This window comes from Butyrivibrio sp. WCE2006, from assembly GCF_000701985.1.
In the GTDB taxonomy this organism is placed as follows: Bacteria; Bacillota; Clostridia; order Lachnospirales; family Lachnospiraceae; genus Butyrivibrio.
Genome location: NZ_JNKH01000026.1, coordinates 34,999 through 44,961 on the forward strand (window position 1 = coordinate 34,999; position 9,963 = coordinate 44,961).

Here is a 9,963-nt window from a genome sequence, read left to right on the forward strand (position 1 = left end):
TAGTCCCTTTAAAATCTCATCCAATATTACTTTTTCTCATATTTTTTATTACGGAGCCTGTCCTCAAACTCCTCAACGGGCAGGGGTCTGTCGTAGAAAAATCCCTGAATCACAAAACAGCCTACCTTGTTAATAAAATCTATCTGATCCTGTCTCTCAACACCTTCAGTGATAATATCCATTCCAAGGCTTGTTGCTATGTGGATTATATCTCTGAGGATTATTTCATCCTTCCAGGAAAACTCCTCGGTATTTATAAAGGAGCGGTCTATTTTCAGAGTATGAACCTGGAATTCTCTAAGAGTTGCCAGTGATGAATATCCGGCACCGAAATCATCGATTGCCGTCATAATCCCTCTACTATCCAGATCACTTATAAATCTGGCGAGTTCTCCGTGCTCCTGCTCATCGACGGTCTCGGTAACTTCGATCTCGATAAACTTCTTATCGATTCCGGAATTGGTTATGATCCTGTCGATGTTTTCCGCCAGATCAGGATCCATCAGATCTTTTCTTGAAAAGTTGACTGAAATAGTTACAGGCTCTATTCCCTCATCAATCCATCTCTTGATATCAGTACATGCTCTTCTCAATACATAATAATCAAGAAGAACTATCTCTCCATTGGTCTCGAGCGGCGGAATAAATATTCCGGGAGATACCATCTCTCCCTTATGTTTCCAGCGCACAAGTCCCTCAGCTCCTACAAGCATATTGTTTCTCGAATCAACCTTTGGCTGATAGTACACAAGAAACTCATGGTTACTAAGCGCACTCTGATACCTCTGCAAAACAGATTTTTGTACTGCAACGCGCTCAACCATGGCATCTGTTACGCTCACCACGGGAACATGCTGAATATGCTTTGCGTACTGCAAAGCAATTGAAGTCCTTCCTATGGTCTCTCCGGGATCTGTAAATTCATCATTTATATCCCAAAGACCTATCGTAGAAGGTATGCGAAGTTTATAACTATGACCCTCTGTTTCCAGAATAATCTCTATTCCGTTTAGAAGACGACAAAATTTCTCTTTTCTCTCCTTCTTAACCAGCGCAACGAAATTGTCACCACCAAGATGTCCCAGCACCTCGTCATCCTCAAGAAAACCCTTGACCTTCCCGGAAAACTGAACAATTATCATGTCACCCTTTTCCATTCCATATCTCTGATTGATGTTGCCAAAGCCCTTGAGATTGAAATAAAAAGCAGTATAGTTCTGAATGGTTCCGTCCTTCATTTTTCTTATTATTTCATCCAGATAACCGCCGGCGTTAGGGAGTCCAGTCAGATAATGTATTTTTCGGTCTTCAAACATTTTTCCCCTCTCATCTTCTTTCATGCTCTAATAATCTCCATCTCGTAGCTTATCAAATATTTACCTGAGGAATCCATCTCTTTCCATTTATCTATAATTCTGTTAATAACTGTTTCGCTGTTAATTGCCTCGGTCTCAATAAGAATTACCCTGATATGGCTGTAGCCGTTTTGAGATACCACATCGCTTCCACGCAGGGATTCCTTTACAATCTGATAAAACTTCTCACCTGTCTCGGCATCAACCTTATCATTCTCCTTGTCTGAAGGACTTATGGTAAAAATTATATAGCGATTGCCAACCTGGTAATTATCCTCAACCCTGCACAAAAATCTGTATATCAGCTTAAACTGGTCTCCGTTCAGGGCGTAGGCACCTTTTCCCTTGCTTCTCTCGGAGAGTATCATCATATCCTGGACGATATCGGATGCAACAGCGGCTTCACCATAATTGTCCTTCTCAGACTCTACAAAAATACAATATCCGTGCTTTCCATTCTGTTTTACATTATAAAGTGCCTTATCAGCCTTTTTATAAAGCGTAAGGAAATCCGTTCCTTCTTCAGGAGCAATAACCGCCCCCACTGAGGCACCAAGGGGTATGTTCATATCCTCCCCCATAAATTCCTTCGCTGATTTTAAAAGTTCGTCATTTATGTACCTGGTTTTCTCCGCAATTATTTTTTCATCCATTGCATTCTGACAGAAGGCGATGAATTCATCTCCTCCCATTCGTCCTGCTACGTCATTGGTTCTGATAGCTGTTCTTATTATTTCGGCAAATCTTATGAGAACTTTATCCCCCATGCTGTGCCCATAAATATCATTGACCAGCTTGAAGCTGTCAAGATCGATCATCATAAGCACGCCTTTGGTTTCTCTGCACATGGCACCTATCTCTATCTGTGATGATGCCTTATTGAGCAGCCCTGTCATGGGGTCTGTCTCAGCCGCCGCCTTCAATCCCTTAATCTGTTCCACATTCTTAAGGATATTCTCCACGCGCTTGATAAGAACATCTGCCCGAAACGGCTTTCTTATAAAATCAACTGCACCGGCTTCAAATCCCTTGCCCTCTGTCTCTTCATCTGCATCCGCAGTCATAAACATCACAGGTATATGTTCAGCGTATTGATCCTGTAATGTATTCTGAAGCTCAAAACCTGACATTCCCGGCATGTGCAGATCAGTAAGAATCATGTCAGGACGTTCATGCTTATATTTCTCTATTGCTTCCGTACCGGAAGTAACACAAATAGTCTCATAATGAGGCGCGAGAATATGCTGTGTCATTCTAAGAGTAATTCTTTCATCATCTACTATCAGAATTTTCTTCATGAAAAACAACCTCTAAGAAGCTAAACCACCTGCTTACATTATACTCGCCAATAGTTCAAAATTGCGCGAATAAACGAATTTTTTAAACTTTTTTTATTTTTCTTCAGACAGAAGGCTGACGATGCCGTCGTAATTATATTGTGATGCAAGTCTCTTTATCTCATCGAACTTTTCCTTATCAGTCTCAGGAATCTCGTAATCTGAAAGCTCCAAAAAGGCTTCATCTATGGCATCACTGTCCATATCTTCCGCAGCCGCGGATATCGCTTCATAGACACTGTCCATAAGGAATGAATCTGCCATGGGTTTTAATGCTGCGGCGCTCTTTCCTTTACTCTTTTTACTGTATAAGTCTGAAAGCCTGTCCTTATATGAAAGATACTCTTCCATAAATTCATCATACTTATCCCGAATGTATACGATATTTTCTTCCTTACCAGCGGTTTCAAGGCTCTGAGCTTTTTCTGCAAGCGCGGTAGCACCTATAAGCTTACAAGAACTCTTAAGAGCATGAATTTTTATCGTATAATTCCCCCAGTCCTCCTCTTTATATGCAAATTCCAGTTCCCTTGCTCTCTCATCAATTGAATTATAAAAAATCTCCAGCACCGTTCTGAATGACTCCTCAGAACCGCTGTTTGTAATTGCAGTTTCGCCATCTATTCCTTCAATATTTGCATACCACGGTTTGTTATCATCTGCACCTTTAGGTTTAGTATTTCTGGTAAAAATATCCCTGCCGGCTTCATAAATCTCATTGAAGAAAAGTGCCTCTGACTTTGCTGTTTTCCCGGTATCTTTCTTATCATCAGGATCATCCGGCTCATTAAAATCAGTCCGAAGAGGCAGAATAGATGAAACATTGTAGGATTTATCCCCTTTAAGGAAATAAAGAAGTCCAAAGGAGCCCGGTCCGCAGTTGGAAGAAATAGCCGCAGAAGCCCTCTGGAAAACAATATGTTCAAAATCTACTATATTAGATACTTCCTTCCTGATTTTTTGAAGCATCTCTTCATTTAAATCGACATAGGTTATAAAAAGGACATCCGTATCCGGTATCTGCCCTGTTCGAAAAGCTGATCGGATATAGGTTTTATAGGCATCCCACTTACTTCCCACACAGATTGTGCCCAGTTTTACTTTATCATCTGATAATCTAAGGCACGGACGAAGACTAAGTGACTCCGCTACTCTGTGCATTCCTACACCTATGCGGCCGTTTCTTTTCATAAAATCAGTACTGTCTATGATAAAGCTGCACTTTATCTTTTTCTTTACCATCTCGAGTTCATCAATGATCTCTTCAACCGGCATATCCCTTTGAGCAAGCTTACATGCTATAAGAACCAGCAGACCTGTGGCGCTGGAAAGGGATTCAGAATTTATAACCGTCACATTATCAAACGCTTTGGAGGCTTCGATTGCACGGTTGTAATCCTCACTCATACTGGTTGTAAGTGCAATATAGATAACATGATGAGCTCTCTTTAAAGCTTTTGCGAAAAACTCAGTGTAAACAGCGGTCTCAGGCGGAGCTGACACTGCATTTTTCCCGTCATTTATATACCTTACCAGTTCATCAGAACCAATCTGGGTTCCATCTTTAAATACTCCATCCTCAGTCTTAACAACAAAGGGTAGGATAGGCAAACGTGGATCCCTCATAGATGCATCAGGAAGATCGCACATACTGCTGGTAGTGATAACAACAGGTATCTTCCTGTTATACCCGGCGGTGGCATTGGTCTGCCCCTGCATACGCCTTGTCTGGCTCTTTACATCAATCTTATCCCCCTGAATATGCCCCATCATCATCTCTTCCAGGGCCTCACCGGATACCGGTTTTACAAGATAACCGTCAAAACCTGCATGACTGTATAGTTCTTTGTTATCGCTTCCGGCATTTGCCGTAAGAATGATCACAGGGGTTTGCTGATTAAGTCCTCCTACCTGATTGCGGATCTGATTAAGACACTCAATTCCATCCATCTCAGGCATAAGATGATCCATCAGAATAATGTCGTACCTGGTATCAACTGTAGCTTCAAGAGCCTTTTCCCCACTGGTAGCAACATCTATGCGCATCTTTGTCCCAAGTAAAAGCTTTCTTTCTACTTCCAGGTTCATCTCATTATCATCAACGATGAGAACACTGGCTTCCGGAGCTGTAAAAGAGCATTCATAGGCATGCTTTTTAACTTTTCCGTAATTCTGTATACTCAGTTCTCCGATTGCCGTAGGGTCAGATACGCCCTGTTTTATAGTGACATTAAAGGTGGACCCCTCACCGTATACGCTATTTACAGAGATACTTCCATCCATCATCTCCACGAGCTGCTTGACGATACTTAGTCCGAGTCCGGTTCCTTCTATATGTCTGTTTTTCTCTTCATCCACTCGTTTAAAGGCATCAAAAAGATATGGAATATAGTCCTTCTTAATTCCCATGCCCGTATCGGAAACCGAAATCCGAAGCAATACAACATTTTCCCCTGCAGTCTCGCTTTCAATATGAAAACCTATGCTTCCTTCTCTGGTATATTTGACTGCATTATTCAGTATGTTGATGAGGATTTGTTTGATCCTGACTTCATCGCCGTAAAGGATCGAAGGAACACCCGGATCAACACTGACATTCAGGTCAAGACCTTTTTCCCTGGACCTTAGCCATATCATATTTACAATCTCGGAAACCAGGTCTCCCACGTTGTAATCCACGGGGACTATTTCCATGCTTCCTGCCTTCATCTTGGAAAAATCAAGAATGTCATTAATAAGCGCAAGCAGCATTTTTCCTGCACCCTGTATTCCAAGTGCATCTTTTGCCACTTCATCTGATATATTCTCTTCCCTTAAAATGAGTTCATTTAACCCCAAAATCGAATTGATGGGAGTCCTTATTTCATGACTCATGCTGGAAAAAAAGCGGTTCTGTGACTGGTTAAGTTCTTCAACTCTCTCTGCTTCCTTTTTAGCCTTTTCATTTTCCTTTCTGAACATACGAGTCTGATAGGAAACCATACCAAATAAAACAAGGCTCACCAGAATGAATGAAATGAATGAATCTATGAAAAATTCATTGCGATTCTGGTACAGCACAAGCTCAGGATAAAAATATTCCAGGCAATAACAGGAAAGCGCCAAAACCAGCATCAATGAAAGCATCACATTTCTTATGTGACCTGAAAGTACCATTCCAATATAAAAAAAGGCGAACAACAGCCAGAGTATTCCGCTGCCTTCCGCACCGCCCCCAAGGAAAAACTCCATTGGAAGTACAATAAATATTCCTCCGACAATTATTATCTTCGCAATCAGCTGGAACTTTCTATGATAGGCACAGAGCGTCATCAGTATAGGCGTAACTACAACCATTATGAGCAAACTTATGATTTTGAGTATATTTGCACCCATAATGACATCCACTATCAGGGCAATGGTTACCGCAACATTGGATATTATTGTGAGAAGTATGAACACTCTTTCTGAAAAGCTTCTGTTTTCACTATTTATGTTTGTCAGTATTCTTTGGATAAAATCTTTGACACTCATGATTTTGCACCTCCCTCAGCCATACGCACTTTGGAAAGTACACGTGACATAACACGTTCAAAATCCGGAAGACTTATGGGTTTTCCTATAAATCCGTCAAAGCCCTCTTTGACAAACATCTCCCTTGCACCTGATACCACATTGGCTGTAAGAGCAATAACAATTACATTTTTACCCATCACAGCTGCCTCAGATCTGATGCGATGCATCGCCTCAACACCATCCATCTCAGGCATCATATGGTCCATGAATACCAGGTCTATGTCGTCTGCTTTAAATTTACTTATAGCTTCCTTGCCGCTTCTTGCGGTTTCAACTATCATTCCGTAGTCTTCAAAAAGGCCTTTTGCAACCACGAGATTCATGGGTTCATCATCCACAACAAGCGCCCTTATTCCATCCAGTTCCGGAGGCTTGTAATTATCACCCAGTTCTATATTCTCGGCATTTAGTCCTTCGTTTAATATCTTTACGACAGGATAAGCGTAAATAGGCTTAGGCATAACCATTACACGGCTTCCGGCTTTGGGCTTGAATCCGTGATCTGCTGATACTACGAGGATGATATCACCTTTACTTAGTTCATCAAAATACTTTGAATTGGCTTTGTATTCTTCCTCTCCCATAAAGATAAAAGAGACATTAAGATTATCGCATAGTCTCTCGATATCTTTTATTGTCTCTGCAGGGTATAGCGGTATCTGCAGACCTGTAGCAAGATTTGTTGCCATATCACTGTAGAAATCTCTAACCCTGGCAACCTTATACTTGTCAGGTCTTACGTGGAACAAAATATCTCCGGAGAATGAATCATCCTTTTTAAGGCATGGCTTTGGATCAACAACCTTCTGAGGTATGGTTGCCCTCACGGTGGTTCCTTTTCCATACTCGCTCTCAATCTTGATAAATCCATTCATTCTGTGAACGAATCCATAAACGATAGAAAGTCCAAGGCCCACGCCGCCTGAGCTTCTGTTCCTTTGCTTATTCACCTGAAACAAACCATTGAATGCAGAATCCACATCCTTTTGCCTCATGCCTATTCCGGTATCTGTCACTTCAAGAATAAGGTTTACGCCATATTCCATTTTTTCCGCAGTCAGCTTTACATATACGCCGCCGTGCCTGGTAAATTTGAAGGCATTTGACAGCAGCTGATTGAAAATCTTATGAAGTTTTTTCACATCCCCACACATCATTGTAGGGACATCAGGGGACATATCGACGATAAGTTCGAGATCTGTTTTATCAGAAACCATGCGAAAACTTGTTACCACATCATTAATAAGAGATGTGCTCATATAGTTTTCTTCTTCAAGAATCATGGCACTTCTTCTGGTTTCCGTGTAATCCTGGATGTCTTCAATCTGATTAGAAAGACGAATACCGGCCTCTTTTATTGCATTTACTTCGCCGCCAAAACCTTTTTTCAGAAGAAGGTCAGACATTCCACTGACGACGTTGACCGGAGTTCTTAGCTCATGAGAAATATTGGAAAGGAAATCCTCCATATCCTGATCATATTCATGCATATGCTCCTGCATCCGGCTAAGGCGTTCCTGCATCTCGCTTCGTCCCTGAATAGCCTTGCAGCAGCCTGTATACACGTAAAGTACTGCGACAAAATGAAGCATGGTCCTTGAAACAGTCAGAAAATCGAAAGTCACTGACCCACCGATCATGCCAAGCCAGATCTGTATAAGCAGCAAAAAAATATATTCGGCAAGAAGCAGATGCATCATATAAAAGCGGTCCATAAGAGAATATGCGACCATGATGAAACTGATAACTATTGCGATATCTACATAACTTGTTTCATGAATTCCATGGTAAAAAGATGCCATCATGGCATAGATGAGATAGCACACTTCACGAATGTTTTCTTCAGGCCTCTCTGTGATATGCATGACCCACAGGGAGACTGTTCCAATTATGATAAGCGGTGAAACCCAAAACTCCCATTTGAGAACACTCCCCTCAAATACCAGGGCAATACATGAAATGGACACCAACGAGATAATATATATATTATTGTTTCTTCGATCCATAGGGTTCCCCCCGCCGGTCACTGACCAATCTTTTCATCAATAATAGCAAGAAGACTCTCACGTGTAGTGGATTTTAGCACATAACCTGCGGGTTTCAGTTCCATTACCCTCTCCACTCCTTCTCTTGTGCTAACGCCTGTGAGAAATATTACCGGAATATCTTTTGTCGTGGGTTCCTGCCGCAGCATCTGAAGGACCTGCGCCCCATCAACCACAGGCATCTCATAATCCAGCAGAATCAGATCAACCGGTTTTTTCAGAAGAAATGTGATTGCCTGCATTCCTGCCGTTACCACATCTGTCTTATAAAACCTTTTGATCCATGTCTTCACCATCATTGCATAGGAGGGATCATCATCAACAATAAGGACTCTTTTTCTTGTATCTGCGTCTTCGTCATTCGAAAGTGCTGCCTCATCCGGGTTAGGTCCACCGCTTTCCTCAACAGCTTTTTTCCTCATTTGTATCTTTTCGTAGTTTTCCATTACTTCATCAACTACGTTGCAGAACGCTTCAGGCTCCACAGGGCGGATCAGCCATTTGTAGGATGCAAATTCAGGAAATTCATTCACCAGAACTTCCTTATCCCCTGCATCTCCGATAAAAATGATAAAACCGTTATTGTCCACGATCAGGTCTTTGATATGAGCCATGTTCTTATGCCCATACTTGGCATAAAGAATATCCTGAGGATTATATATGATAAATACCCCTGCATTTTTTATGTAATTCTCCAGCCTGTCAAAATTACCGGATATAGAATATGTAGTGTAATTATCTGCTTTAAGTCTTTTTTCAAGTCCGCTTATGACAATACTTGATTTTTCCATTAAAAAAATAACTCTTTTAGACTGCTCAAGCATCTTAACCCCTCCAAAATACTGTATCACTGCCTAAGTCGTAAGGTTTGGTTTTTTTACAATTTTCAATACCTTATTTAACGTATTTTTATAAAATTTCCCACACCTTTTTTGGTGTGGGAAGCCTTTAAAACAATCTTAGCCTATTATTATTCTACAACGAAAATTACCCAAAATGCGTTTGTTTATGTTTTTTTTAGGAACTATTCAGAATTGATGTAACAAATGACAATGTACTAATAATCGGAGGCACCTTAACTCGATGCCTCCGATTACTCTTAAACTTATTTCACTGTAACTTTTGCTTTCTTTGCATAGCCATTCTTGGCGTAAACATATACATAGCAGGTGCCTTTTCCTTTGGCTGTAATCTTGCCTTTGCTGCTCACAGTTGCAACATTCTTATCTGTTGAAGCATATCTGAAGGTCGGTGCATGTGCATCACTAAGCATGCGTTTCTTAGGATCCACTAGCTTGCAGCTTGCCTTAAGAGTTGCGGTGCTTCCCTCCTTGAGAGAAAACTTCTTCTTACTAAGGCTTATACTCTTCACATTGGAGAACCTTGTATTCTTAGCGCCTACGATATGTGCCGTTATGCTCTTTGCTGTCTTTATATAAGCGGTTCCTGATGCCTTGTAAGCAACCACATAGACTTTATAATTCTTGGTAAGGTCAATCTTCTTTCCATTTAGCTTCTTGATAGTAACTGAGTCCTTGGAACCGGATACTGTCTTCACAGAATTCTTAAATTTTGATCCACAGTAAGTTGCATATACCTCGTACCTGCCTGCACCTTTTACTTTTCCCCATGCTACTTTTATAGTCGTTCCTGACTGGGATACTTTAAGTC

Annotated in this window: 6 protein-coding genes; all 6 read right to left on the minus strand. The window is 41.1% G+C overall.

Annotation, left to right across the window (positions count from 1 at the left end; all coding sequences use genetic code 11):
- Window positions 1-26 precede the first annotated feature (26 nt).
- Window positions 27-1,340 carry a putative bifunctional diguanylate cyclase/phosphodiesterase gene (locus T501_RS13985; RefSeq protein WP_044915470.1) on the minus strand — a complete coding sequence of 438 codons (1,314 nt, stop codon included), beginning with the start codon at window positions 1,338-1,340 and terminating at the stop codon, window positions 27-29.
- On the minus strand, window positions 1,337-2,653 hold the full coding sequence (locus tag T501_RS13990; RefSeq protein ID WP_026510417.1) for a GGDEF domain-containing response regulator: 1,317 nt from the start codon (window positions 2,651-2,653) through the stop codon (window positions 1,337-1,339). The genes T501_RS13985 and T501_RS13990 overlap by 4 nt, the downstream gene beginning before the upstream one ends.
- Window positions 2,654-2,746: 93 nt before the next feature.
- Window positions 2,747-6,205: a DegV family protein gene (locus T501_RS13995; RefSeq protein ID WP_050008322.1), complete on the minus strand. Its 3,459-nt coding sequence runs from the start codon at window positions 6,203-6,205 to the stop codon at window positions 2,747-2,749.
- The gene (locus tag T501_RS14000; RefSeq protein ID WP_044915471.1) at window positions 6,202-8,253 is read right to left on the minus strand and encodes a hybrid sensor histidine kinase/response regulator; all 2,052 of its coding nucleotides are present in this window, start codon (window positions 8,251-8,253) and stop codon (window positions 6,202-6,204) included. The genes T501_RS13995 and T501_RS14000 overlap by 4 nt, the downstream gene beginning before the upstream one ends.
- Before the next feature lie 17 nt (window positions 8,254-8,270).
- Window positions 8,271-9,116, minus strand: a complete 846-nt coding sequence (locus T501_RS20360) for a response regulator (protein ID WP_050008323.1) — start codon at window positions 9,114-9,116, stop codon at window positions 8,271-8,273.
- Between the two features lie 281 nt (window positions 9,117-9,397).
- On the minus strand, window positions 9,398-9,963 hold a 566-nt coding region (locus tag T501_RS14010), incomplete at its 5' end, for an Ig-like domain-containing protein (RefSeq protein ID WP_044915473.1).

Coding starts and splice junctions, on each gene's coding strand:
- T501_RS13985 (WP_044915470.1), bottom strand. CDS start 1,340: ATGAAAGAAGATGAGAGGGGAAAAATGTTTGAAGACCGAAAAATACAT.
- T501_RS14000 (WP_044915471.1), bottom strand. CDS start 8,253: ATGGATCGAAGAAACAATAATATATATATTATCTCGTTGGTGTCCATT.
- T501_RS20360 (WP_050008323.1), bottom strand. CDS start 9,116: ATGCTTGAGCAGTCTAAAAGAGTTATTTTTTTAATGGAAAAATCAAGT.
- T501_RS13990 (WP_026510417.1), bottom strand. CDS start 2,653: ATGAAGAAAATTCTGATAGTAGATGATGAAAGAATTACTCTTAGAATG.
- T501_RS13995 (WP_050008322.1), bottom strand. CDS start 6,205: ATGAGTGTCAAAGATTTTATCCAAAGAATACTGACAAACATAAATAGT.